Source organism: Kitasatospora sp. NPDC008050, from assembly GCF_042957465.1.
Taxonomy (GTDB): Bacteria; Actinomycetota; Actinomycetes; order Streptomycetales; family Streptomycetaceae; genus Kitasatospora.
Genome location: NZ_JBIBIJ010000007.1, coordinates 261,943 through 285,690, shown reverse-complemented (window position 1 = coordinate 285,690; position 23,748 = coordinate 261,943). Strand labels below are relative to the sequence as shown.

The 23,748-nt window shown below is 73.5% G+C and carries 20 protein-coding genes; 13 read left to right on the top strand and 7 right to left on the bottom strand.

The window, feature by feature from the left end:
* The first annotated feature begins 53 nt into the window (after positions 1-53).
* Positions 54-1,319 (top strand): sensor histidine kinase, encoded by a 1,266-nt coding sequence (locus tag ACFZB9_RS16805; protein ID WP_391447755.1) that lies wholly within the window; start codon positions 54-56, stop codon positions 1,317-1,319.
* 31 nt (positions 1,320-1,350) lie between these two features.
* On the opposite strand, the gene ACFZB9_RS16800 is transcribed toward ACFZB9_RS16805, so the two are convergent.
* From ACFZB9_RS16800 to ACFZB9_RS16790, 3 genes are all read right to left on the bottom strand, one after another.
* Positions 1,351-2,007, bottom strand: a complete 657-nt coding sequence (locus ACFZB9_RS16800; protein ID WP_391448072.1) for a response regulator transcription factor — start codon at positions 2,005-2,007, stop codon at positions 1,351-1,353.
* A gap of 104 nt (positions 2,008-2,111) precedes the next feature.
* The gene (locus ACFZB9_RS16795) at positions 2,112-3,410 is read right to left on the bottom strand and encodes an MFS transporter (protein WP_391447754.1); all 1,299 of its coding nucleotides are present in this window, start codon (positions 3,408-3,410) and stop codon (positions 2,112-2,114) included.
* Positions 3,407-4,312, bottom strand: a complete 906-nt coding sequence (locus ACFZB9_RS16790) for a DMT family transporter (protein WP_391447752.1) — start codon at positions 4,310-4,312, stop codon at positions 3,407-3,409. The genes ACFZB9_RS16795 and ACFZB9_RS16790 overlap by 4 nt, the downstream gene beginning before the upstream one ends.
* A 150-nt stretch (positions 4,313-4,462) precedes the next feature.
* On the opposite strand from ACFZB9_RS16790, the gene ACFZB9_RS16785 reads away from it, so the two are divergent.
* From ACFZB9_RS16785 to ACFZB9_RS16755, 7 genes are all read left to right on the top strand, one after another.
* On the top strand, positions 4,463-5,356 hold the full coding sequence (locus tag ACFZB9_RS16785; RefSeq protein WP_391447750.1) for a LysR family transcriptional regulator: 894 nt from the start codon (positions 4,463-4,465) through the stop codon (positions 5,354-5,356).
* 104 nt (positions 5,357-5,460) lie between these two features.
* Positions 5,461-6,459 carry a tetratricopeptide repeat protein gene (locus ACFZB9_RS16780; protein ID WP_391447749.1) on the top strand — a complete coding sequence of 333 codons (999 nt, stop codon included), beginning with the start codon at positions 5,461-5,463 and terminating at the stop codon, positions 6,457-6,459.
* A gap of 108 nt (positions 6,460-6,567) precedes the next feature.
* Complete coding sequence (locus ACFZB9_RS16775; protein ID WP_391447747.1) at positions 6,568-9,714, top strand: type 2 lanthipeptide synthetase LanM family protein; 3,147 nt, start codon at positions 6,568-6,570, stop codon at positions 9,712-9,714.
* 25 nt (positions 9,715-9,739) lie between these two features.
* Positions 9,740-9,925, top strand: a complete 186-nt coding sequence (locus ACFZB9_RS16770; protein WP_391447745.1) for a hypothetical protein — start codon at positions 9,740-9,742, stop codon at positions 9,923-9,925.
* Between the two features lie 181 nt (positions 9,926-10,106).
* On the top strand, positions 10,107-13,016 hold the full coding sequence (locus ACFZB9_RS16765; protein ID WP_391447744.1) for an AAA family ATPase: 2,910 nt from the start codon (positions 10,107-10,109) through the stop codon (positions 13,014-13,016).
* A gap of 201 nt (positions 13,017-13,217) precedes the next feature.
* Positions 13,218-16,019, top strand: coding sequence for a class IV lanthionine synthetase LanL (gene lanL, locus ACFZB9_RS16760; protein ID WP_391447742.1), 2,802 nt, complete (start codon positions 13,218-13,220; stop codon positions 16,017-16,019).
* Between the two features lie 196 nt (positions 16,020-16,215).
* Positions 16,216-16,326: an ALQxL family class IV lanthipeptide gene (locus ACFZB9_RS16755; RefSeq protein WP_391447740.1), complete on the top strand. Its 111-nt coding sequence runs from the start codon at positions 16,216-16,218 to the stop codon at positions 16,324-16,326.
* Between the two features lie 308 nt (positions 16,327-16,634).
* On the opposite strand, the gene ACFZB9_RS16750 is transcribed toward ACFZB9_RS16755, so the two are convergent.
* A complete protein-coding gene (locus tag ACFZB9_RS16750) occupies positions 16,635-17,438 on the bottom strand; it encodes an SDR family oxidoreductase (RefSeq protein WP_391447738.1) in 804 nt (267 codons plus the stop codon).
* Complete coding sequence (locus ACFZB9_RS16745) at positions 17,435-18,031, bottom strand: GNAT family N-acetyltransferase (RefSeq protein ID WP_391447736.1); 597 nt, start codon at positions 18,029-18,031, stop codon at positions 17,435-17,437. The genes ACFZB9_RS16750 and ACFZB9_RS16745 overlap by 4 nt, the downstream gene beginning before the upstream one ends.
* A 203-nt stretch (positions 18,032-18,234) precedes the next feature.
* Between ACFZB9_RS16745 and ACFZB9_RS16740 the strand changes: the two genes are divergently transcribed.
* On the top strand, positions 18,235-19,155 hold the full coding sequence (locus ACFZB9_RS16740; protein WP_391447734.1) for an aldo/keto reductase: 921 nt from the start codon (positions 18,235-18,237) through the stop codon (positions 19,153-19,155).
* 96 nt (positions 19,156-19,251) lie between these two features.
* Complete coding sequence (locus tag ACFZB9_RS16735; RefSeq protein WP_391447732.1) at positions 19,252-19,632, top strand: VOC family protein; 381 nt, start codon at positions 19,252-19,254, stop codon at positions 19,630-19,632.
* Between the two features lie 107 nt (positions 19,633-19,739).
* Here ACFZB9_RS16735 and ACFZB9_RS16730 read toward each other — a convergent pair whose 3' ends face one another.
* Positions 19,740-20,357, bottom strand: coding sequence for a PadR family transcriptional regulator (locus tag ACFZB9_RS16730; protein ID WP_391447730.1), 618 nt, complete (start codon positions 20,355-20,357; stop codon positions 19,740-19,742).
* 128 nt (positions 20,358-20,485) lie between these two features.
* Here ACFZB9_RS16730 and ACFZB9_RS16725 point away from each other — a divergent pair, with 128 nt between their 5' ends.
* The 3 genes from ACFZB9_RS16725 (at position 20,486) to ACFZB9_RS16715 (ending at position 22,987) form a co-directional block, all read left to right on the top strand.
* Positions 20,486-21,712 (top strand): FAD-dependent oxidoreductase, encoded by a 1,227-nt coding sequence (locus ACFZB9_RS16725; protein ID WP_391447728.1) that lies wholly within the window; start codon positions 20,486-20,488, stop codon positions 21,710-21,712.
* An 89-nt stretch (positions 21,713-21,801) separates the two neighbouring features.
* Positions 21,802-22,311, top strand: a complete 510-nt coding sequence (locus ACFZB9_RS16720) for a DinB family protein (RefSeq protein WP_391447726.1) — start codon at positions 21,802-21,804, stop codon at positions 22,309-22,311.
* A 124-nt stretch (positions 22,312-22,435) separates the two neighbouring features.
* Positions 22,436-22,987: a hypothetical protein gene (locus tag ACFZB9_RS16715; RefSeq protein WP_391447725.1), complete on the top strand. Its 552-nt coding sequence runs from the start codon at positions 22,436-22,438 to the stop codon at positions 22,985-22,987.
* 142 nt (positions 22,988-23,129) lie between these two features.
* On the opposite strand, the gene ACFZB9_RS16710 is transcribed toward ACFZB9_RS16715, so the two are convergent.
* Positions 23,130-23,663, bottom strand: a complete 534-nt coding sequence (locus ACFZB9_RS16710; protein ID WP_391447724.1) for a hypothetical protein — start codon at positions 23,661-23,663, stop codon at positions 23,130-23,132.
* Positions 23,664-23,748: the final 85 nt, after the last annotated feature.

Sequence of the window (23,748 nt, the reverse complement as noted above, 5' to 3'; positions counted from 1 at the left end):
GGACGCCACGCCGAACCACGCACGGCGGGCCGCCACGACGACGAACGGGCAGCATGCGCACATCGGTCTCCGGGCCCGAGCAGGGATCCGACCAAGGTGACGGAGGGCGACCCGACCGGGGCGGCGGGGGACGAGCCGACCGGGGCGAGGGAGGCGGCAGCGGCGGTGCCTGGCGCAGCAGCCTGCGGACCCGGCTCTCGCTGGTCTTCGGCCTGATGTTCTTCGTCGCCGCCGCCGCGGTGCTGGCCGTCACCATCATCCTGGTCGACAACTCGATGCGGTACAGCCTGGATCTCGCCTTCTCCCCCGGCTACTCCCTCGACCCGCACCCCGCCGCCGACCTCCAGCAGCACCTCGCCCAGCGGCAGGGCGGGGAGGCGGCGACCAAGGCCGTCATCCTGACCTCGATGAAGCGCAACCTGCTCGCCAAGGGCGGTCTGACGGTGCTCGTCGTGGGGGTCGTCGCCACCACCGCGGGCTGGCTGGTGGCCGGGCGGCTGACCCGTCCGCTCAGTGTGATCAGCTCGCACGCGGAGCGGATCGCCACCCGCACCCTGCACCGGCGGATCGACCTCCAGGCGCCGCCCGGGGAGGTGAAGTCACTGGCCGACTCCTTCGACAGCATGCTCGACCGGCTCGACCAGGCCTTCGCCGGCCAGTCGCGCTTCATCTCCAACGCCGCGCACGAGTTGAAGACCCCGATCGCGGTCAGCCGCACCCTGGTGGAGGTCGCGATGAACCGGCCCACCGCCCCGCCCGAGGTGAGGACGCTGGGCGAGAACCTGCTGGCCGTCAGCGAGCGCCACGAGAGGCTGATCGACGCGCTGCTCACCCTGGCCCGGACCGATGACGCGCTGACCGAGCAACTGCCGCTCGACCTGGCCGAACTGGCCGAGGCGGTGGTGGCGTCCGCCGGTGCCGAGGCGGCCCGCCAGGACGTCACGCTGGAGTGCCGGCTGGCGCCCGCTCCCGCCACCGGCGACCCGATCCTGCTGGAGCAGGTGCTGCGCAACCTGGTCGACAACGCGATCCGCTACAACGTGCCCGGCGGGCGGGTCACGGTGCGCACCCGGGGCAGGTGGCACGGCGCCGAGGTGCTGGTCGGCAACACCGGGCCGCTGATCTCCGAGCACGAGATCCCGGTGCTCTTCGCGCCCTTCCGCCGGCTCACCGACCGGGTGGGCTCGGCGCGCGGCAGCGGCCTGGGCCTGTCCATCGTGCGCGCGGTCGCCCAGGCGCACAGCGGCGAGGCGACCGCGCGGCCGCTGCCGGGCGGCGGGATCGAGGTGCGGGTGGTGCTGCCGACGGACCGGCGCTGACCGATCCTCAGGACGACCGGCGGGGCGACCGTCAGGGGATCCGGTAGCCGGTGCCGGTCAGTGTTTCGATCAGGTCCGGCTCTCCCAGCTTGCGGCGCAGACTGCGGATGGTGACCCGCACGATCGTGGTGAACGGGTCGATGTTCTCGTCCCAGGCCCGCTCCAGCAGTTGCTCGGCCGAGACCGGCGCCCCCTGCGCGCCGAGCAGGACCTCCAGCACCGCGAACTCCTTGCGGGAGAGCGCCAGCGGCCGCCCGTCGCGGCTGGCCGCGTGGTGGTGCGGGTCCAGCCGCAGCCCGGCGCGCTCCAGCACGGGCGGCGTGGCGGGGCGCGAGCGCCGGCCCAGCGCCCTGATCCGGGCCACCAGTTCGGCGAAGGCGAAGGGCTTGGCCAGGTAGTCGTCCGCGCCCAGGTTCAGGCCCGCGACGCGCTCGGCGAGGGTGGTGGAGACGGTCAGCATCAGCACCCGCACCTCCAGGCCCTGCGCGACCACCCACCGGCACACCTCGTCGCCGTGCAGCCGCGGCAGGTCGCGGTCCAGCACCATCACGTCGTAGGTGTGGACGCCCAGCCGCTCCACCGCCGCCGCGCCGTCGTGCACGACGTCCACGGCGAACGCCTCCTGCCGCAGCCCCTCGGCGATGGCCAGGGCCAGCATCTCCTCGTCCTCGACCACCAGCACGCGCACGTCCGCCGCTCCCCCGCTCACCTCGCCACCGGCCCCCGGTATCGCATCGGACGCAGCCGGGAGGGCCATGGTTGCAGGCGAACGGGCCGCTGCCCGAAAGGGCCCTAGGCCCTAGGGCCTGTCGTCCCCGCCGGGATCTTCGTGGGCGGGGCCTCCTGCTGCTTCGGCAGTTCGCGTCGGGTTCGGACCGGCGAGAGGAAGACCGGCAGGAACGCCGTCGCCAGGAAGGCGGCGCCGACCCAGAGCGCGGTGTGGACGGTGGCCAGCTCGCCGATCACTCCTGCCACGGCGGAGCCGATGGCGAGGGCACCGGTGAGCAGGAAGCGGAAGGTGGCGTTCATCCGGCCGAGGAGGGCATCCGAGGTCGCACGCTGCCGCAGGCTGACGCCCAGCACGTTGTCCGTGCCGGTCTTGGCCATGGCCAGCAGCCAGCCGGTCCCGGCCAACCAGAGCCAGGGGCCGCGGCCCACCAGCGGGACGAGGAGTCCGGCGGGCGCCAGCCACAGGCCCAGCAGGCCGAGGGTGCGGCCGTGGCCCAGGCGCCGGGCGATGGGCCGGGCGCAGCGCGCTCCGAGCAGGAGGCCGACTCCGCCCATCGCCCAGAACAGCCCCAACACCGACGCCGGAAGGTGGAGTTCGCGGATGAACAGCACCGGGAGCATGGTGTTGATGATCTGGGAGCCGAGGTTGCTGAGGGCCGCGGTGAGCGCGAGGGCCCGCAGCTCCCGGTCGCCGAGGACGTGCCGCAGACCCTCGGCGATCTGTGCTCTCAGCCGGGTGGACCTCCCGGGCGCCAGCGGGGCCGGCCGGGGTGTGCGGCGGATCGCGGTGAGGCGCAGGGCCGAGGCCAGATAGCCACCGGCCGCACAGGCCACCGCCACCGGGGCCGTGAGCAGTTGGACGAGTCCGCCGCCCGCGCCCCGGCCGGCCACGTTGCCGACGGCCATCAGGCTCACCACGGCGGCGTTCGCCCGGACCAGGCTCTCGCGGCCGACCAGCTGCGGCAGCACGCTCTGGGACCCGACGTCGAAGAAGACGGTGGCGCAGCCGTTCAGCAGGACCGTCAGGTACAGCTGACCGAGCGTGAGGGAGCCGAGCCACCAGGCCAGCGGGACGGTGGCGAGCAGGACGGCTCGCAGGAGGTCGGCGGCGATCAGCACCCGGCGGTGCCGCATCCGGTCCACCCAGGCTCCGGCCGGCAGGCCGATGAGGAGGAAGGCGGCCGTGCTCAGCGCGGAGAGTGCCCCCACCTGGCCGGGGCTCGCGTCGAGGGCGGAGACGGCGATGAACGGGATGGCGACGTAGCCGACGTTGGTGCCGAGCTGGCTGAGTGCCGTCGCGCCGAACAGGGTGCGGAAGTCGGCTTCGCGCCAAGGGGATTCGTCCTGCGTGTGCACGGTCATCCGATCCTCGCTCCGGGGCTCGGCTGCGGCCGGGCGGCGCCGGACCGGGCGGGACCGCTGCTCTGACCGCGCGTCAGTCCGACGCCGACGAGCACCAGGGCCATGCCCGCGACGACGCGCACGCCCACCCTCTCGTCGAGGACGATCGCGCCCAGCGCCACCGAGACCACCGGCAGCAGATAGCCGACGCTGGCCGCGGTGGTGGGGCCCTCGTCGGCGATGAGGCGGGAGTTGAGGTGGAACGTGATGCCGGTTCCGAAGACGCCCAGGATCACGACGGCGGCCACCGCCGTCCAGGTCGGACCGGACAGGGTCGTGGGACCGGCGGGCAGGGCGAGGGCGCTCAGGCCTGTCGCGGCCAGGAGTTGGGCCGCCGAGAGGGCCAGCGGTGCGGTCCGGCGGCCGATGAGGTGGCGGGCCATGTAGGCGAAGGCCGCCGCGTAGCTGACGGCCGCGGCGAGCAGGGCCAGCGCACCCCGGCCGGTCAGGCCCCCCTGCTGCCACGGGGCGAAGATGACCACCGTCCCCGCGAAGCCGAGCAGCAGGCCGGCCAGCCGGACCGGGGAGAGGCCGCGCTCCGAGCCGGACGCGACTCCGATGGCCAGGGACCACAGTGGAGTTGTGGCGTTCAGGGCGCCGGCCACGCCCGAGTCGACGCTCTGTTCGCCGATGCTGAAGAGGAGGAACGGCAGGGCGTTGCACAGGAGGGCGGCCACCACGAGATGGCCCCAGGTCCTGCGGTCCCGCGGGAGGCGCTGGCCGCCGGAGCGGGCCAGGACCAGCAGCACCGCCGCGCCGAGCGCACACCGGATGACGGTGATGTGGAGCGGGGACAGGCCGCCGTCCAGGGCGAGTTTGATCCAGAGGAAGCCCGATCCCCACAGCAGGGCGAGAACGGCCATGCGTATGAGGGTTGCGCGTGAGCCGCTGAGCACTGTCCGCCTCCTGGTCGGGGTTTTTCCTCCCCGTACGGTGCCCCGCGCCTCGTTGTAAGACAAGCGAAAAGATCTGCATCGAGAGTTAAGCTGTGCTACATGCTTGATATGCGGCGTATGCAGGTGCTGAGGGCCGTGGTCACCAGTGGATCGGTCACCGCGGCAGCGCGGAATCTCGGGTACACGCCGTCCGCCGTCAGCCAGCAGATGGCGGCGCTGGAGAAGGAGGCCGGCATCGGGCTGCTGGAGCGGACCGGGCGGGGCGTGCGGCCCACCGAGGCCGGGCGGCTGCTCACCGAGTACGCGGCCGTCCTCGGCAGACACCTCGCCGAGGCGGAGACCGCGCTCGCCGAGCTGCGGGCCGGCCGGACGGGCCGGGTGGTGGTGCGGTACTTCGCCACGGCGGGAGCGAGGTTGGTGGCTCCCGCCGTGGCGGCGCTGCGCCGTGAACAGCCGGGTGTCCAGGTCGAACTCCGGCTGGGCGAGGCGGAGGACTCGCTCGTGGAGGTGCGGGAGCGTCGGGCCGATGTGGCCCTGCTGATCCGGCCGCGGGACAAGGTGTCCGTCGACGGCATCCGGTTCGTGCACCTGGCCGAGGACAGGTACGTCGCCGTGCTGCCCCGGGGACACCGGCTCGCCGCGAAGCAGGTGCTCGACCTGACCGACCTCGCCGACGAGCCGTGGGTCGGCAGCGATCAGCCCGGCCCCTGCCTGGACCCGGTCCTGGAGGCCTGCGGGGCGGCCGGATTCAGCCCGGACTTCGTCGTCGAGAGCGGGGACTACGCCACCGCGCAGGGCTTCGTCGCGGCCGGGCTCGGGGTGGGCCTGATCCCGGAGATGGGGCTGGGCAACCACCATCCCGATGTGGTCGTCCGCGAGGTCCGCAATCCGGAGCCGGTGCGGGCGGTCTACGCGGCCCTGCGGGAGCCGGCCCCCGTCCACCCCGCGCTGCACCGACTGCTCGACGCGCTGCGGAGCGCGGCCGCCGGTTGCTCCGCGCGGGGCGCGTAGGAGGGTCCGTCGGCCCCCGCCGGCGGACCCTGCGACATCCCAACGGCCTTGTCCGCGGGCGGCTCTGCACTGAGACTGTGGGGATGCGGATCAACCGACGGGACATGCGATACGACGAGTCCGACCGCGCCTGCCACGGGGGCGTGCCGTTCACCGGGGAGGTGGAGTACACCGATGCCGACGGCCGGGTGATCGCGCTGGCCGGCTACCTGTCCGGGCTCCGGGACGGGACGCTGCGCACCTGGTACCCGGACGGGACGCCGCGCTCGCAGGGACCGGGCGAGGAGTCAGCCGAGGCCGCGTTCGAGCTGGCGGCGAGCGAGCGGGCGGCGGGCCGTGTCGACGCCGCGCGCGCCGCGTTTCTGCGTGCCGTGGCCACCGGTGACCCGGAGGTCGGCCCCAAGGCGCTGGCGAACCTGGCGGTGCTGGAGGCCTCGGCCGGGCGGGTCGCGCAGGCGCGGGCCGCGTTCGAGCAGGCGATCGCGACGGGGCATCCCGACCACGCGCCGAAGTCCCTGTTCAACTACGCGATCTTCCAGCAGCGCAACGGCGAACTCGCGCACGCCCGCGAGCTGTACGAGCAGGCCGTCGCCGACGGGCATCCCGAGCACGCCCGCAAGGCGCGGTTCAACCTGGCGAACCTGGCGGTCGATCAGGGGCGGGTCAGCGAGGCCTGCGGCCTGTTCCTGCGGGCCATGGAGCCCCCGTTCCACGGGGACACCGCGCAGCGGGCCCACCGGCGGCTCATCGAGGTCGACTCCGGCCGCCTCGCCGAGGCCTGCGAGGTCTACGTGCGGGCCATCGCCGACGCGACCGCGAGCGCGGACCAGCAGACGGTGCGTCAGGCGCGCGGCCTGCTGCGCGACCTCGACCCGCAGTACGGCCAGGCGGAGCGCACCATCAACGTCGGCAACCGCACCTTCGCTGTGGCCGAGATCGAGTCCGCCGAGTGGGCCATGGGGCGGCCGAGGTACGGCAGCGGCTATATCGACGTGTACACCCGCGACGGCCAGCAGCACACGGTCTTCGTCGACCCCGGCGATCCGTACGACAGCCGGGGGCTCAGCGCGCTGCGGGAGCTGCTGGGCCCTGGCAACCTCTGAACGGCGCTCTCCAGGCAGCGAAGTGGTGACGAGGGCAGCATTCTTGATCACGCTCTTGCACGAAACCTTCACTTCCTGCCACCCTGCACTGTGATCACTGTTCCGACGTTGACGGCGACCGGGTCGGGGGCGGACCGCTGGTGGGAGCCCGGCCTGTCCGCGAGCGAACTGCGCTCGGGCGCAGGGCCGTCGGGCGCGCTGCCGTCGGGCGCAGGGCCGTCGGGCACAGTGTCCGGTGGCCGCCGGCCCGCGTGGGCCGCGTTCGTGGAGGAGGCGGTCGCCGGCGCTCCCGTGCCGGTGGTACCGGAGGGCCCGCTGCCGGGCACCACCGGCTTCCGGGCCGTCCTCGCGCCGCTGGCCGAACTGGCGGGGGCCCGGCTGGCCGGGGCCCGGCTGTCGGGGGCACGGCTGTCGGGGGCACGACCGTCGACGGCACTGCTGGCGACGGCACTGCCCCGGGCCGAGGCCGATCTGGCGGCCGTCCGGGCGCAGTTCGTCGACGACCTCACCGACGCCCTGGTCCGGCAGGCCGCCCGCACCCTCGTCCTGGAGCTCCATACGGCCAGGACGGCCGGGCAACTGACCGGCGCCACACCCGCCGAACGCTTCCGTTCCTTCGTCACCAGGGCGGCGGGCCGCGATGGCCTGTCCGAACTCTTCCGGGGATACCCGGTGCTGGCCCGGCTCCTCGGCCGCACGAGCCTGGCCGCCGCCGACGCGCTGACCGAGTTGCTGGAGCGGTTCGCCGCCGACCGGGCGGAGTTGGTCGCGGTCCTCCTGCGGGGGGCCGACCCCGGCCCGCTCGTCGCGGTCGGGCGGACGGCCGGCGACGGGCACCGGGGCGGCCGCGCGGTGACCGTGCTGCGCTTCGCCGACGGCACACGGGTGGTGTACAAGCCGCGCTCGATCCGGGCCCACCGGCACTTCAACACGGTGGTGGAGTGGTTCAACGCCCAGCCGGACACGCCCGGTCTGCGAACCCTCGCGCTGCTGGAGCGCCCCGGTTACGGCTGGCTGGAGTTCGTCGAGCGCAGGTCCTGTGACGATCCGGACCAACTGCGGCGCTTCTACCGGCGGCAGGGCGCCTGGCTCGCCCTGCTGCACGCCCTGGACTGCACCGACCTGCACTTCGAGAACCTGATCGCCTGCGCCGAGCATCCCGTCCCCGTCGACGTGGAGACCCTCTTCCACCCACCGGTACCCGCCCACCGGTCACCGGCGCAAGGCGATCCTCAGGTCGCGGATCCGGCGGCGCTGGCACTGCACGCCTCGGTGCACCGGACCGGTCTGCTGCCGGTGCTGCTCCTCGGCGACGAGCGGGCCCTGGACGCCTCGGGGCTCGGCGGCGACCCGGGCGCCGGATCGCCGACCGATGCGGTGGCCTGGGCGGCGCCGGGGACCGACGAGATGCGGCTCGTCCGGCGCGCCGGGGAGTTCGGCGGCGCCGAGAACCGCCCACGGCTCGGCGGTGTGGTCGCCGACCCGGCCGACCACGTCGACGCACTGCTGGCCGGTTTCCGGGCGGGCTACCGCGCCCTCGCCGCGGGCGCCGGGGAACTGACCGGCCGTCAGGGCCTGCTGGCCACGTTCGCCGGTGACGAGGTGCGGGTGGTGGTCCGCGCCACCGCCGAGTACGCGACGCTGCTGGACGAGTCGACCCACCCCGACGTGCTGCGGGACGCGGCCGAGCGGGAGCACCTGCTCCGGCTGGTGGGCCTGGACCAGGACGGCCGTCGGAGCTGGGCCGAGCTGGTCGACGCCGAGATCGCCGAACTGTGGGACGGCGACGTCCCGCTGTTCACCGCGCGGCCCGGCGACACGGACCTGTGGAGCGGTCGGGGCCGGCGGTTCCCCGGTGTCCTGGAGCGCCCCGGCCTCGACCGGGTGGCAGCCAAGATCACCGCGCTGGCGCCGGCCGACCTCGCCGCCCAGGAGTGGATCATCAGGGCGGCGATGACGAGCCGCTCGACCGCCCCCGCGCACGGGACCGGCCTCCCGCTGCCCGAACCACCGGCCGCGCCCGCACCGGACCCCGCCCGGCTGCTGGTGCCGCGTCAGGCAACCTTCGCCCTGTCGCGACAGTTGCCTGACGCGGCACTGGCCGCGGCCGGCGCCCTCGGCGACCGGCTGGTGGCCCAGGCCCACCGGTCCCCGGAGAGGTCGAACTGGATCGGACTCGAACTGCTCGCCGACCGGTACTGGCGGCCGGTGGCCTCGGGCGCCGACCTCGGCGGCGGCTATCTCGGGCCGGCCCTGTTCCTCGCCCAACTCGCCGCGCTCACCGGCCGGGCACGGTACGCGGAGGTGAGCCGCAGCGCGCTGCAACCGATACCCGAGCTGCTGGAGCGACTGGCCGCCCGGCCCGAGGACCTGCCGGTCGTGGGCTCGGGCGCGTTCGCCGGCCTGGGCGGACCGGCCTACGCCCTGGCCCAGTTGACGGTCCTGCTCGACGACCGGGAGATCCTCGGCTGGCTCGAACCCGCCGTCCGGCTGACCGCCCGCGCCGCCGAGCAGGAGGAGTCGTCCGCCGTCGCGGACGGTACGGCCGGCGGCCTCGCCGCCCTGCTCGCCGTGCACCAGGCCACCGGCAGCGCCGAGGCCTGGCAGGGCGCCGCGCTGTGCGCATCGCGTCTGCTCGACCGGCCACTGCCCGCCGAACCCGGCTTCAGCACCGGCGCGGCCGGGGTCGGCTGGGCGCTGCTGCGCTTCGCGCGGGCCGGCGGCGGCGCCGACTGCGAACGCGCCGGGCTGGCCGCCCTGCGCGCCGCTGTAGGCGGAGCTGTGGGCGGAGCTGTGGGCGCAGCTGTGGGCGCAGCTGTGGGCGCAGCGAGCGGCGGGTCCTGGTGCGCGGGCACGCCCGGTGTCGCGCTCGCGCTGGTGGACAGCCCGGCCGCGATGGCCGATCCCGAGCTGGCGAGCGGGGCCGAGAGGTTCCTCCGGCAGGCCGTCGCCGCGGGTCCGCTGCCGAACCACAGCCTGTGCCACGGGGAGTCGGGTGTCCTCGAACTGCTCCGCCGCGCATCCGACCCCGCCTGCCGCGCCGCCCTGGAACGCCGAACGGCCGCGCTGCTGGCCGGGCTCGACCGGTCCGAACCGGTCTGCGGCACCCCCGGCGGCCTCGGCTCCCCCGGCCTGCTGACCGGCCTTGCGGGGGTGGGCCACACGCTGCTGCGGCTCGGCTTCGCCGACCACACGACCTCGGCGCTGCTGTTGCAGCCGCCGATCGGTACACGGCCGTCGCCACGGACGCCGTGACCTTCACCGGAAAGGATCGACCACCATGCTCAGCCCCGCCATACCCGACACCCGCAAGCCGCCCGTCACGCCCCCGCCCGGCGCGCTCGACCACCCGGCCGGCCGGATCGAGCTGCGCTCGGGCAGCCGGCTCACCCGCCGCTCCGCGCTGCTGGGCAGCCACCGCAACGAGCCGCCCTGTACGTACGAGACGATGACCGGCCCCGCCTGAGCCGACACCGGCCGCCCGTGCGGTGAGCCACCGGCCACGCGACCCCGGTTACGGCCCTGGGCCGTACCGGGGGTCGCGTGGCCGGGAGCCGGCGGTGCCCGCGCCGGCCGGGCCCGGCGGCCGGCAGTGCGCCGAAGGACCGCTGTCCTGCGGGTTTCTGATGATCCAATACCCTGCAGCCATGCGTACCACTTCACCGGTCACGGTGGGCCGTGAGGCCGAGATCCTGCAGCTCGACGGGGCCTTGACGCGGTTGCGGGACGGCTGCGGCGAAGCGGTGTTCCTGGTCGGCGAGGCCGGCATCGGCAAGTCCCGGCTGATCGACCACTGCGCCGGGCGGGCCGTCGCGCTCCCGCTGCCCGTGCTGCGCGGCCGGGGCAGCACGACCGGGGCGGGCACACCGTTCCGGCCCCTCGTCGAAGCACTGTCCTCGCAGTTCCGCCGGAGCGGGCCGCCGGGAGACCCGGAGCTGGTGCCCTACCGGCCGGCCCTGGCCCGCCTGGTCCCGGAGTGGCGGCACACGGCGGCCCCGGGCCACCCGGACAGCGTGGTCGAGCTCGCCGAGGCCCTGCTCCGGCTGCTCGCCGTCATCGGGCGGACGGCCGGCTGCGTGCTGGCCCTGGAGGACCTGCACGACGCGGACTCCGAAACCGTCGCCGTCGTGGAGTACCTGGTCGACAACCTCACCCAGGTGCCGGTGCTGCTGGTCGCCGCCCTGCGGCCGGAACCGGGTCCCGCACTCGACCTGGCGTGCGGGGCCGAGCGGCGCCGGGTGGCCTCGATCACCGCGCCCGCACCCCTGGGCCGGCCCGAGGTCCGGGCGCTGGCCGCGGGCTGCCTCGGCGTGGCGGCGGCAGAGGTGCCGGGCCCGGTGGTCGAGCGGCTGGCCGACGGTGGCGGCATCCCGTACCTGGTGGAGGAGTTGCTCGCCGACATGATCGGCTCGAACGTCCTGCACCGGGACGGCGACGGCTGGCGGGTGGCCGGCGAGCTCGCGGTCACCGTGCCCGCCACCGTGGTGCAGAGCCACGGCCAACGCCTGGACCGGCTGCCACCGCACCTGCGGGAACTCCTGCTGCTCGCGGCCACCCTCGGCCACCGGTTCCCGGTCGACGCCCTGCGGCTGGTCACCGGCCGGGAGGAGTCGGACCTGTTCGCCGTCCTGAGGTCCGCGGTGGAGACGGGCCTCGTCGTCCCCGACACCACCGCGCCGGAGCAGTACGCGTTCCGCCACGCCCTCACCGCCCAGGCGGTCCTGGCGGGCCTCGCGCCGGCCGAACGCGCCGCCCTCGCCCGTCGGGCGGCCGCCGCACTCAGGCCCGCCGAGCCGCCGATCTCCGCCGAACGGTGCCAGCAGGTCGCCACCCTGCTGGTGGCGGCGGGCGACCTGCCCGGCGCGGCGCTGCTCTACGCCGAGGCGGGCCGCCAGGCGCTGGCCGGCGGGGCCTGCGCGTCCGCCGTCCAACTCCTGGAGCGGGCCCGGGAGCTGGCGGCCCCGGCGGACCGGACCCCGGTCACCGAATCGCTGCTGTACGCACTGGCCGAGGCCGGCCGGCTGGACCACGCGCTGGCGCTGGCCGAGACACTGCCGGCGGCCGGCACGACGGCCCTGGACCCCGACCGCAGAACGGCCCTGCACACCCGGCTCGCCTGGGCGGCCGTCATGACCGAACGGCGGACGGAGGCCGTCACGCAGCTGGCGATCGCCCGGGCGCTGCTCGGCGAGGAGGGCCGACCGGAGCAGACCGCCGCACTGGCCGTGATCGAAGGGCACCTGGCGCTGCATCCGGGGCAGGACGAGCGGCTCAGCGAGGTCAGGCGGCGGGCCGAGGAGGCCGCCGAGGTCGCCGAGCGGGCCGAACTCCCGGTACTGGCCTGCCAGGCCTGGCAGTTGCTGGCGCTGCTGGCCCGCGAGGACGGCTTCGACACCGCCGACGCCTGCCTGGCGCGGATGCTCACCGTCGCCGAGACCCATGCCCTGCCGACCTGGCGGTTCGAGGCACTGATCCGCCTGGGCGCCAACGCGTTCATGCGGACGGGCGACCCGGGCCTCCTCGAACAGGCCCGCGAGGAGGCCCGCGAGCTGGGCTCGATCGTGCTGACCCAGCGCACCGAGAGCCTGCTCGCGATGAACGCCGTGCTGCGCGGCGAGCAGGCGAAGGCCACCGGGATCATCGAACGCTGGCGGGACAGCAGCGTCCGGATGCGCAACATCGGCACTCACCGCTACCTGCTGCTGACCGCGGCGACGCTGGCCGCCCACCGCGGCCGGCGCCGGGAGATGGAGCGCGAGCTGCGGGAGTTCCGGCAGGCCGGAGGCGAGGACTCGTTCCTCGTGCCGCTGATGTTCGGGCTGTGCCGAGCGGTCTGCGCGCTGCTGGAGGAGGACCGCGCGGCGGCCGGCGCCGAGCTCGCGGCCGGAGCGGCCTGGGAGGCCGAACACCCGAACGTCTTCTACCTGGCCGGGCGGTACGGACTGGCCCCGCTGCTGGCCGTGCTGGCCGGCGCCGCGGGGTGGGACGAGTACGCCGCGGTGGCGGCCGCACCGGCCGCCGAACTCGCTTGGAACGCACAGTTCCTGACCCTGGCCCGGGCGATCCTGCTGGGTCGGCGGGGCCAGGGCGAGCAGGCCGCGCAGGAGGTCGAGCGGATGCGGCGCGGTACCACGCCGTTCCCGACCGGGCGCCACCTCGGTCTGCGCCTGGTCGCCGAGGCCGCGCTGGCCGACGGCTGGGGCGATCCGGTGGCCTGGCTGCGGTCGGCGGAGGAGTACTTCCACGCGCTCGACGCGCCGTCCGTGGCGTCCGCCTGCCGGGTCATGCTGCGGCAGGCCGGCGCGGGCGGTACCCAGCGCAGGAGCGGACGCGAGCTGATACCGGCCGCGCTGCGCGCGCTGGGAGTCACCCCGCGCGAGTTCGAGGTGCTGGTGCTGCTCGCGGAACGGCCCGGCAACCAGGACCTCGCGCGGCGGCTGTCCATCTCGACGCGCACGGTGGAGAAGCACATGGCGAGCCTGTTCCAGAAGACCGGCCGGCCGGACCGCGCGGCGCTGTGCCGGCTCTCCGCCGAGCTGGCCGCGGGCAAGCCCTAGGAGCTCACGCACGCTGCCGGGTGCCGGGTACTGGGTGCCGGGTACTTGGTGCCGGGTACTGGGTGCTTGGTGCCGGGTCGGGGTGCGGAAGATGGGTGTGGATCACCCATGCCGCGCCCCCAGGAGCCCCGGAAGTATGGGCACCGCGGACGGCAGCCGGACCCCGGCTCACCCGTCCATCCCCACGACGGAGGCGCGGTGATGACTGTGACGGACGGCCCGGTGCCCCCGGACGACCTGGAGCCGGACTCCGAGTTCCTCCCGGGCATCGTCCGGGCGGTGCTGCCCGCCGACCGCTGGCAGGTCACCCCGCGGGCGTTCTGGTGCCATGTGGTGCCCGAGGACGAGCCGCAACTCCCGGCCCAGGGCTGGAAGCTGCACGTCTCGGCCACACCGCTCGCGGCACCCCTGGTCCTGCACCGCTGCGCGGAGGTCCTGGTCGCCCAGCGGGCGCGCTTCAAGTTCGCCCGCACGCTCGGCAACGCCACGGCCCTGGTCAGCGGACGCTACGACCGCAGCGGCGGCGGCAAGTTCATCACCGTCTATCCGCAGGACGACGAGCAGTTCCGCCACCTCGCGGAGCAACTCCACCTGGCCACCGAAGGACTGCCGGGGCCGGGCATCCTCTCCGACCGGGTCCACCGGCCCGGCAGCCTGGTGCACTACCGCTACGGCGCGTTCAGCCGGAGCGTGAGGCTGAGCACCGACGGCTCATGGGAGGCCGTGCTGACCACGCCCGACGGCGGGCTGGAGAAGGACGGCCGGCAGCCCCGGTACAGCCCGCCGAGCTGGGCACGCTGTCCACTGCCGGCGCCGGTGCCAGTGCCGGTCGCCGCCGCGGGCAGCGGCAGCGGCAGCGCGGCTCCGTCGGCGGTGCTGCTGAACGACCGCTACGTGGTGCGCCGGGCCGTCCGGCACGCCTACAAGGGCGGGGTGTTCATCGGCACCGACCAGGAGACCGGGGCGGAGGTGATCATCAAGGAGGCCCGACGGCACGTCGGCGCGACGCTCAGCGGCACGGACGCGTCCACGCTGCTGCGGCACGAAGCCCGGATGCACACCGCACTCGCTCCGCTCGGCATCGCCCCCCGCGCTCTCGACCGGTTCGAGCAGGGCGGCAACCAGTACCTCGTCCAGGAGCGGATCGTCGGCCGGACCCTGTACGCCTGGGTGGCCGGACGGACGGACCACGCGCCGGGCCCGCTGGTCCACCTCGCCCGGCAACTGGTCGACGTGGTGTCGGCGGTGCACGGGACCGGCCTGGTGCTGCGCGATCTCAACCCCAACAACCTGATGGTGACCGCCGAGGGCCGGCTGTGGCTGATCGACCTGGAGATGCTCGCCCGACCGGGAGAGCGCGTCCGCAAGGCGTTCACCCCCGGTTACGGCGCTCCCGAGGTGGTGTCCGGGCCGGTCGACGGTCCCGCACCGGCCGCCGAGTCGGACCTGTTCAGCCTCGGCGCGACCCTGTTCCACCTGGCGTCCGGTACCGACCTGAGGCTGGCGGCGGACAGCCCGGCGGAGCGCGACGACGCGGAGCACCGGGACGACGCCGGGCGGCGCGCCGAGCTGGTGTCCGGGGTCCTCGGGGCGGGGCCCGGTCTGCGGTGGTTCGAGCCGCTGGTCCTGGGCCTGCTGGCCGAGTCCGCCGAGGACCGCTGGCCGCTGTCCCGGGTCCGGGAGTACCTGGCCTCGGCCCCCGACGCGACGGCCGGCGCCGACTGGGCGGAGGTCTCCCCCACCGAGCCGGTCCCCGCCGGGGTCGAGGCCCGGATGGTCACCGACGGTCTGAGCCTGCTGCTGACCACCATGACTCCGGCCGCCGAGCGGCTGTGGCCCGCCACGGGCTTCGCCGCCGGTACGGACGCGCTGAGCGTGCAGCACGGCGCCGGCGGTGTGCTGGCGGTGCTGTCGGCCGCCTGCGCGGCCGGCGAGACGGGCAGCGGTGGCAGGGCCGGCAGCGGTGGCGGGGCCGGCAGCGACGGCCGGGCCGGGGAGCTCCGGGCGGCGGTCTCCCGGGCCGCCGGCTGGATCGCGGACCGGCTCGACGACGATGGCGAAGTGCCGCTTCCAGGGCTGTACTTCGGCCGCAGCGGGACCGCCTGGGCACTGCTCGACGCCGCCCGGCTGCTCGGGGACGACACCCTGGAGTCCAGGGCGCTGGCACTGGCGCGCCGGATACCGATGCGCTGGCCGAACCCGGACGTCTGCCATGGCGCGGCCGGAGCGGGTCTCGCCCAGCTGCACTTCTGGCAGGTGACCGGCGAGGACGAGTTCCGCAAGCGGGCACTGGAAGCCGCCGAGGGCCTGGTCGCCGCCGCCCGCCCGGGCCGGTCGGGGGTGAGCTGGCCGATCCCGGCCGACTTCGACTCGGCCCTGGCCGGACAGGACCAACTGGGCTTCGGCCACGGGGTCGCCGGAGTGGGCACGTTCCTGCTGCTGGCCGGGCTGGCCGCGGAGCGCGGGGATCTCGTCGAACTCGCCCGCCGGGCGGGCGACACCCTGGTGGCAGCGGCCCGGACGGACGGCACGACCGCCTGGTGGCCGATGAGCGACACATCCGCCAACAGCCCCTTGCAGCCACCGCACTGGTGCAGCGGCTCCTCCGGAGTCGGCACCTTCCTGATCCGCCTCTGGCAGGCCACCGGCACCGACCGCTACCGCGAACTGGCGGAGCAGGGCGCCGTGGAGGTGTACCGCAGGCGCTGGCGGGCCGCACCGGCGGCCTGCCACGGCCTGGCCGGCAACGCCGACTTCCTGCTGGACCTGGCCGCCGCTCTGGGCGAGCAGCGCTACCGGCACTGGGCCGAGGAACTCGTGGCGTGCGCCTACGCCCGCCGGGTGTTCCGCGATGGGCTGCTGCTCGTCCCGGACGAGTCGCTGACCAAGGTGACCGCGGATTACAACACCGGTCTGTCCGGCGTTCTCGCCCTGCTCCTGCGACTGAGGCACGGCGGCCCCCGGATGTGGCTGCCCAACTGGCCAACCCCTCCCGCACGGTAGGGGCGGCCGGGCCCGTCGACGACGGGATACCACCCCGGCCGCCCCGGCCGCACCCCGGGTCCTCGCACCCCGGGTCCTCGCACCCCGGGTCCTCGCGCACCGGATCCGTCCCTGCGCGACGGCACCCGCACCAGACCTGCCCCGGCCGGCACCTGCCGGCCCGACAACCGCGGTAGGAGAAAGGAGGTGAATTCATATGAGCATCGACGTCAACGAGCTGCAGGCACTTGCCAGCGACGAGCAGGAGACGGCCGTCATGGCCGAGCCGCCGCAGTGCACCTGGACCTGTTCCTGGACCAGCCTCTGAGCACCGTGCCCGGCCAATTCCCCCACCACGTGACGAGAGGAGGTGAATCCACATGAGCAACGACGTCAACGAGCTGCAGGCGCTCGCCAGCGACGAGCAGGACACCGTCGCACTGGCGAACCCCCCGCAGTGCACCTGGACCTGTTCCTGGACCAGTCTCTGACAGATCGTCAGATCTCCAGTGCGCGGCCATGAGGTGAGCTGGGCCCCGCGTCCCCTGACGCGGGGCCCATCCATTGCCGCACTGCCGCACGGGCCCCAAGGGGCCTCAACCGGTCAGCCGCTCAGCAGATCAGCCGGTCGGCCGGTCAGCCGCTCAGCAGCCGCTCGGCGAGGAACTCCTCCCAGGTGCGCGTTCCCAGGTGCGCCCCCTCGCGCGCGAGGTTCTCGCCGGCGCGGTAGGCGCGCCCGGCCTTGCCCGGGGTGCGCATCGGGACCATGGTGCGGCGCTCGCCGGTGGCGGCGAGGTAGGCGCGGCTCAGGTCGGCCATGCCGTAGGTTCGCGGGCCGGCGAAGTCGGGGACCAGGCCCGCCGGTTGGCCGAGGGCCAGGTCCACCAGCCGGGCCGCCACATCGCGCGGGTCGACGGGTTGCAGGCGCAGGCCGCCCGGGACCGGCATGACCGGGAGCTTGGCCATCTGGCGCACCACGGTGAGGGTGAGGTCGTGGAACTGGGCCGCGCGCAGCGTCGTCCAGGGCAGACCGGAGTCGGTCACCGCCTGCTCGGCGCCCAGCTTGGACGCGAACCAGTCGAGCGGCACCCGGTCCGCACCGATCACCGAGACGAACACCAAGTGCCGTACCCCGAGCGACCCTTCGGCCCGCGCAGCGCGGGCCAACCGGGCGGCGCGGACCAGGTTGCGGGCCGCCTCGGCGTCGCCCTCGGGGCCGCCCGCGAGGTGCAGGATGATCTCGACTCCCGCCACGGCAGCGGCGATCCCGTCCTCCGGTGACGCCGCGAGCAGGTCACCGGTCGCGTACTCGACGCCGTCGGCAGGTTGACGGGCCTGCCGGCTGAGCACCCGGACCTCACGGCCCGCCGCGCGCAGCAGCGGCAGGACGTGGCGCCCGAGGGTGCCGGTGCCGCCGGTGAGCAGAATCGATGAAGTCACGCTCGGTTCCCGTCGGTTGCCGATACCAGGGGCAGCGCGAAGCGCCGGCAGACGTGGACCCGGGCGAACTCGCCACGCAGCCGCTGCTCGTCGGCGAGCTTCGCGTGCAGGAAGGCGGCGATCGGCCGCAGGCCGTCCCCGGCCTGCGCGACCGCCCGGCCCGGCTCCTCGGGCGCGGTGTAGTGGTTGGCGTAGACGTGCAGGTAGTGGCTGCTCTCGGCGAAGCCCATGGCCCGGTACCAGCTCAGGGTGCCGGGGTGGTCACGCGTCCAGGCGTCGAGCGTGTCGGCACCCAACTGCCGGGCGTGCACCCGGATTTCGTCCAGCAGGAGTCGGCCCAGGCCGCTGCGCTGGTGGTCGGGGTGCACGGCGACGGTGTCGATGGTGGCCAGCTCACCCTCGATGCCGGTGTCCATGATCGCGACGACGTCACCGTTCCCGTCGACGGCGACCAGATCCAGGCCGGGGGCGGTGGAGTCGGGCTTGGCCCGCAGGACGTCGTCGAAGTACGGGGTGTCGAGAAAGGAGAGGACCCGGCAGCGCAGCCAGGTGGTCTCGTCAGTGGGCGCGTAGGGGCGAACGGTGTAGCTCAAGGTGGTGATCCTCTGCAGGCGTGACGGCGGTCGGGCGGCGGCTGAAGAGGCTGGTCATCACGAGAGGGATCCTCGCCCAACACCTGACGCCCCGCAACCGCTTTCCGGCACGCGACCGGACCGGGGCCGCGGTGGTAAAATGCCGACAGACGTTCAGAGCCTCCTCAGCACGGATTCCGGTCCGGGCCGCGGAGGCTTTTTTCATGCCCACACCCACCTCATGGAACAACACCGCTGACCTCGCCGGTACTTGGCGACTCGGCGACCTCACCGTCAACCGCCTCGGTTTCGGCGCTATGCGCCTGACCGGCAGCGCCCCCTTCCACCTCGGCGTGCCGAGCGACCGCGAGCGGTCGATCGGCGTGCTGCGGCGCGCGATCGAACTCGGCGTGAACCACCTCGACACCGCCGCGTTCTACTTCTCGTCGACGCGCTCCGCCAACGAGTTGATCAACCGGGCCCTCGCGCCCTACCCCGACGACCTGGTCATCACCACCAAGGTCTGGCCCGGCCGCGACCCCTCCGGCGCCTGGTGGTGGGCCACACCCGAGCAGCTGCGCGGGCAGGTCGAGGAGAACCTGCGCCAGCTCGGCCGCGACCATCTGGACGTGGTCAACCTGCGGGTGCCACCGAGCCGCAAGGGCACCTCGATCGCCGAGCACGTCGGCGCGTTGGCCGAGTTGCGGGCGGCGGGGCTGGTCCGTCATCTCGGCCTGTCCAATGTGACGGGCGAACAGCTGGCCGAGGCCCGGACCATCGCGCCGGTCGTCTGCGTGCAGAACGCCTACGGTGTCGGCGCACCCGAGGAGGAGCAGGAACTGCTGCGACGATGCGGCGAACTCGGCATCGCCTTCGTCCCGTTCTCCGCGATTGCGATGGCGATCGCGGCTGCGGGCAGCGGGCAGCAGGCCGGAGCCGGGGAGCGAGCGGACGTGCTCGCCGTGGCCCGCGCGCACGGCGCGTCACCCGCGCAGGTGCGGCTGGCCTGGACGCTGCAGCAGGGGCCGCACGTGCTGGCGATCCCGGGGACGGGCGATCCCGAACACCTGGCGGAGAACGTGGCCGCGGGCGCGCTGCGGCTGACGGCGCAGGACCGCGCCCTTCTCGCACACCGCCCGGACTGACGGCCGCGACGGCGGGACGGGCCCTGAAATCGTCTCGCCCGCGCCCGCCTCGTCCGGTACGGTCGCGGGGTCGGTTTCACGGTGGGGAGTTTCGGTATGGCATGTCGTATCAGTGAGCTCGTGCTCGGTTGCCACGACCCTGAGGTGCTGGCGCGGTTCTGGTGCGAGGTCCTGGACTTCGTCGTGCTCGGTCGCGAGGACGACGGTTCGATGGAGATCGGGCCGCGCGAGGGGTTCGGGGGCCTGCAGCCGACGATCTTCCTCAGTCGCAGGGACGAGCCGGAGAAGGGCAAGTCCCGGCTGCACATCGACGTCAACGCCACCGACCGCGATCAGGACGCCGAACTCGAACGCCTGCTGGCGCTCGGCGCGCGCCCGGCCGACATCGGCCAGACGGGGGACGAGCAGTGGCACGTCCTGGTCGACCCCGAGGGCAATGAGTTCTGCCTGCTCAGGACCCGTCTCAACCCCCTCTGACGCACCCGGCTCCAGACAGAGTCCTGGACGGCAACACCGCACAAGGGCGGCCGCTTCGGCGGCCGCCCTTGTGCGTTCAGCCGCCGGTCACCGGTCACCCGTCGCCGCTAGAGGGTCTGGGCCTCGCTGGCGGCGGCGATGGCGAGCAGTTCCTCGGCGTCCCACGCGAGGGCGCCCGAGCGGAAGTCGGCGATGACCGCCGCCAGCCAGCCGGCCTCGGCACGGGCGATCGCGAGGCTGTACTCCGTCTCCAGCAGAGCGACCCGGGGGACGCCGGACCCGGCGGCCTCGGCCTGCCCGCGCTCCAGCACGGACTGGGCGTCGCGCACCGAGGAGAGGCGGGCGGCGAGCGCCTCCTCGATCTCGGCCGGGGCGAGCAGCATCAGGTTGGAGAGGGCCACGGGAAACTCGGGGAACTCCTGCTTGGGCGAGCGGAGCATGTCCAGCAGCCAGGTGCGGGTGGCCTCCCGCCCCGCCTCGGTGAGCTCGTAGACGGTCCGCTCCGGGTACTGCTGGTCGCGCTCGGTCTCGCGGACGGCGACCAGGCCCGCCGTGAGCAGCCGGTCGATGGCGCGGTACAGGCCGGTGCGCTGGCCGACGTTCACCACCTGCTCCTTCCCCCACTGCTTGAGCAGCCGCTGCATGCCGTACGGGTGCAGGGGCTTGAAGTGCAGCAACGACAGGACGGTCAGGCCCAGGGGGGAGCTCTTCACTGCGGTACTCATGCCGCCGATGCTACCCGCGACGGAACTAGTTGCATTGAAACTAGATACGGTGCAACTATGGAGAGGCCGAGCTGGGAGCCGACAGAGCGCCGGCCCGAACGGCGAACGATCAGGAGAGGGACAGAGCCATGGCATCGAAGATCAAGAACGCACTCGTCATCGGCGGCGGAGTCGCCGGCCCCGTCACCGCGATGGCCCTCCAGCAGGCGGGCATCGAGGCCACCGTCCACGAGGCGTACCCGGAGACCGCCACCGGCGTCGGCGCCGGGCTCGGGCTCGCGCCGAACGGGCTGGCCGCGCTGGACGTGATCGGCGCCGGCGACCTGGTGCGCCGGCTCGGCGACCCGATGGACGCCATCGTGCTGCAGAGCTGGAACGGCAAGCGGCTCGCCGAGTTCGGCAGCCCCGGCCGCCTGGAGCCGACCCGGCTGGTGATGCGCAGCGACCTGTACCAGGCGCTGTACGCGGAGGCCCTCCGGCGGGGCATCCGGATCGAGCACGGCAAGCGGCTGACCGGCGTGACGAAGGCCGCCGACGGCGTGACGGCGCGGTTCGCCGACGGCTCCACCGCCACCGGCGAGCTCCTGATCGGCGCCGACGGGATCCGCTCCACCGTGCGCGGCCTGATCGACCCGGCCGCCCCGCAGCCGCGCTACGCCGGCCTGCAGGGCTTCGGCTCGATGAACGCCCAGACCGGACTGGTGCCGGACACCGGCGGCCGGATGTACATGACCTTCGGCAAGCGGGCCTTCTTCGGCCTCCAGGTGATCAACGGCAACGCCGTCTGGTTCGTCAACCTGCCGTGGGCCGAGCCGCTCACCCAGGCCGAGGCCGTGGCGCACGGCGCCGCGCGGTGGCTGAAGGAGCTGGAGGCCGCGTGCGCGGGCGACCGCACCCCGGCCGTCGAGCTGATCCGCCGCACCGACCCGGCCCAGCTGATGATCACCGGCCCGGTGGAGAACATGCCGGTGATGCCGCACTGGAGCCGGGACCGGATGGTGCTGGTCGGGGACTCCGCGCACGCGCCCTCGTCCAGCTCCGGCCAGGGGGCGTCGCTGGCCATCGAGAGCGCCGTGGAACTGGCACGCTGCCTGCGGGATCTGCCCCTGCCCCAGGCGCTGGCGCAGTACGAGGCGCTGCGCCGCCCGCGGGTCGAGCGGATCATCAAGGCCGCCGAGCGGACCAACAGCAACAAGGCGGCCGGCCCGGTGGCCCGGGTGCTGCGGGACGCGCTGATGCCGCTCGGCATGAAGCTCGTCAGCCCGGAGAAGATGGCCTGGCAGTACGAGCACCGGATCGACTGGTCCGCCTCGGCGGCGAGCGCGACCACGCGAGCGACCGCGACCGCCGCCTGACGGCGAGTCGGGAGGACACCCCGGCCGGGAGGCGAGCGGGCCGGGAGGAATACTGGCGCTCCGGACGATACGACTACGGAGGACGACCAGTGACCAGCGACAACCGTGTAGGACCGCCCCACTTCGGCAGCGAGCGCGAGATGCTGCGGGCCTTCCTGGACTACCACCGCGCGACCCTCGCGATGAAGTGCGAAGGGCTCACCGACGAGGAACTGCGGCAGCGCTCGATGCCGCCGTCGACGCTCACCCTGCTCGGCCTGGTGCGGCACATGGCCGAGGTGGAGCGGGCCTGGTTCCGCCGGGTCTTCGAGGACAACGACGCGCCGATGGTCTGGTCCGACAAGATCGACTTCCAGGCCGCGTACGACGCGAGCGCATCCACCAGGTCGGAGGCCTTCGCCGCCTGGGAGGCCGAGGTGGCGAACTCGCGCCGCATCGAGCAGGCCGCCGAGTCACTGGACCTGGCCGGACACCAGCCCCGCTGGGGCGAGGACGTATCGCTGCGGATGGTGATGATGCACGTGCTCCTGGACTACGGCCGCCACAACGGCCACGCGGACTTCCTGCGCGAGGGCCTGGACGGGACCACAGGCGCCTGAGCCCGGTGCGGCGTCAGGGCCGGTCGAACCGGCCCTGACCCCAGTCCCGTGAAGAACCTTGAGCCGGCCACTCCGACGCGAGATGCTGTGTCCCCACTGATCCAGGACGGGAGCATCGAGGTTGATGAACACGGGGGGTGGCTTCGGCGTCAGCGCCTTGGTCCGCGCTGAACTGAGCCGCCATGACTGGGGCGGACTGCGGTGCGGCTGCGGGAAGACGGCCGAGCACATTCCGCTGACGTTCGAGACGGTCCTTCAGGCAGAGACGTCGACCGACATAGTGGGCCCCACTCTCGACAACCACATCGAGCACCAGACCAACCTGTTCGAGGTATCCGTGCCCGCGGTGCAGGTGATTCTGGCAGCTCTCGCCGGTGAGGTGTCGTCGCCGGCTCGGGGTCACCTGATGGACATGCTCTGGTACATGGCCGGCGGAGATGCCCACTGGACCGAGGTGGGTCACGGACGCGGTCACCTCGGGGACGAGTGCAGGGCGCGGATCCGGGAGGGGCTCTGGGTTGTCGCGCACGCCGGCATGACCGGCACCGCGGACGACGCCGAGAGCGCCGCTGACATCGTGGAGTGGAGCGAGATCCACGAAGCCCGATCGCGCTTCTACCAAGACCTGCTCCGCCAGCGAGCTCTGACCAAGACGAAGCGCAGGCACCGGCGCTGACACACGTCCGGATCACGCCCGCGTGAGGATTCACCCGGCGCTCGCCCGATGCGACAGCCGGGCCGCCGACCTGCCCGTAGCCGGCTCGACAGACCGAAACGGTCCGCCAGATCAACTGGCGGACCATCACGAAATTTCGAGGCTACTTCCACTTCTGGTAATCGCTGCCGCAAGCCATCGCGTAGACAGCCCCGAGGCCGTTTCCCGATACGTCGTTGCCGCTGTCGAGGCACGCTCCGGTTTCGCGGTTCTTGAGCTGCCAGGTGCCGTCCGAGTTGCGGTTCTCGTACCACTGCTCATACCAGTTGATCGGGCTGGAGCACTGCTCCAGGTAGACGGCGCCGACACCGGTCGAGTCCGGCCAGTAACTGGTGAGGCACTGCGACCTGTTGGAGTCGGGGTGCTCGGCGTAGGCGCCGTTCGGCGCATTGAGGTTGTCCTGCGAGTCCCACCAGTGGTTGTCGGTGTTCAGGTGCGAACACGACCAGGCCGAGTTGACGTCCGGAATATTGGTCTGAACCGTGTTGGAGTCCATGTTCACTGTCAGGCATCCGCCGGTCTTGACATTCGTCCAAGTGATCTCACTGTCGGCGAAAGCCGATCCGCTCGCGGCCAGCATCAGCATTGGGATGGTCGCGACAATGGCCATGGTCTTGCCCATGAGCGCCTTGTGCATGGAAATACGCCTTTCGAGCGGATGGCACCCCGTCACACGCACAGCGATGAAGGCGGCGTCCGGGTGCCGAGTGTGGTTCCTTACT

Excerpts from the sequence above, each read along its gene's own strand:
- ACFZB9_RS16805 (WP_391447755.1), top strand. The coding sequence starts at position 54 with ATGCGCACATCGGTCTCCGGGCCCGAGCAGGGATCCGACCAAGGTGAC.
- ACFZB9_RS16795 (WP_391447754.1), bottom strand. The coding sequence starts at position 3,410 with ATGACCGTGCACACGCAGGACGAATCCCCTTGGCGCGAAGCCGACTTC.
- ACFZB9_RS16790 (WP_391447752.1), bottom strand. The coding sequence starts at position 4,312 with ATGGCCGTTCTCGCCCTGCTGTGGGGATCGGGCTTCCTCTGGATCAAA.
- ACFZB9_RS16785 (WP_391447750.1), top strand. The coding sequence starts at position 4,463 with ATGCAGGTGCTGAGGGCCGTGGTCACCAGTGGATCGGTCACCGCGGCA.
- ACFZB9_RS16780 (WP_391447749.1), top strand. The coding sequence starts at position 5,461 with ATGCGATACGACGAGTCCGACCGCGCCTGCCACGGGGGCGTGCCGTTC.
- ACFZB9_RS16770 (WP_391447745.1), top strand. The coding sequence starts at position 9,740 with ATGCTCAGCCCCGCCATACCCGACACCCGCAAGCCGCCCGTCACGCCC.
- ACFZB9_RS16765 (WP_391447744.1), top strand. The coding sequence starts at position 10,107 with ATGCGTACCACTTCACCGGTCACGGTGGGCCGTGAGGCCGAGATCCTG.
- lanL (WP_391447742.1), top strand. The coding sequence starts at position 13,218 with ATGACTGTGACGGACGGCCCGGTGCCCCCGGACGACCTGGAGCCGGAC.
- ACFZB9_RS16755 (WP_391447740.1), top strand. The coding sequence starts at position 16,216 with ATGAGCATCGACGTCAACGAGCTGCAGGCACTTGCCAGCGACGAGCAG.
- ACFZB9_RS16740 (WP_391447734.1), top strand. The coding sequence starts at position 18,235 with ATGCCCACACCCACCTCATGGAACAACACCGCTGACCTCGCCGGTACT.
- ACFZB9_RS16735 (WP_391447732.1), top strand. The coding sequence starts at position 19,252 with ATGGCATGTCGTATCAGTGAGCTCGTGCTCGGTTGCCACGACCCTGAG.
- ACFZB9_RS16730 (WP_391447730.1), bottom strand. The coding sequence starts at position 20,357 with ATGAGTACCGCAGTGAAGAGCTCCCCCCTGGGCCTGACCGTCCTGTCG.
- ACFZB9_RS16725 (WP_391447728.1), top strand. The coding sequence starts at position 20,486 with ATGGCATCGAAGATCAAGAACGCACTCGTCATCGGCGGCGGAGTCGCC.
- ACFZB9_RS16715 (WP_391447725.1), top strand. The coding sequence starts at position 22,436 with ATGAACACGGGGGGTGGCTTCGGCGTCAGCGCCTTGGTCCGCGCTGAA.
- ACFZB9_RS16710 (WP_391447724.1), bottom strand. The coding sequence starts at position 23,663 with ATGCACAAGGCGCTCATGGGCAAGACCATGGCCATTGTCGCGACCATC.